This window comes from Helicobacter trogontum (assembly GCF_000765905.2).
Taxonomy (GTDB): domain Bacteria; phylum Campylobacterota; class Campylobacteria; order Campylobacterales; family Helicobacteraceae; genus Helicobacter_A; species Helicobacter_A trogontum.
In genome coordinates this window covers 1-330 of the sequence record NZ_JRPL02000120.1, presented here as the reverse complement: position 1 = coordinate 330, position 330 = coordinate 1, and the positions used below count along the sequence as shown (strand labels likewise).

Annotated in this window: 1 protein-coding gene; it reads left to right on the top strand. The window is 27.9% G+C overall.

Going from position 1 to position 330, the window contains the following annotated elements; genetic code table 11:
• The first annotated feature begins 126 nt into the window (after positions 1 to 126).
• Positions 127 to 261 (top strand): hypothetical protein, encoded by a 135-nt coding sequence (locus LS81_RS12395; RefSeq protein WP_272898103.1) that lies wholly within the window; start codon positions 127 to 129, stop codon positions 259 to 261.
• Positions 262 to 330: the final 69 nt, after the last annotated feature.

The following is a 330-nucleotide window of genomic DNA, read 5'->3' as shown; positions in this document are numbered from 1 at the left end:
TTCATTAAAATCAAGGCTTAGTGCGTTTCAAAGAGGAAAACAATTTGGTTGGGTTTTTGATAATGAAAAGGATATTTTAGATTTTCCAGACAATACTCAATTACAAGATCTCAATTTCTAGAATCAGTGCGAAAACAAATAGAATATGAAATACAGAAAATTCAAACTAATAATAATTTTACAATCCTATCTGATGAAAAAACTAACATGGCATATAAAGCATTAAAACTAAAAAACACAGGAAAAAAGAAAAATTACTGAATTACAAAATAAACTACAATCAGGAGATATTTTAATCACTGCCGAGATTTCTAGGCTTGGTAGAGGTAT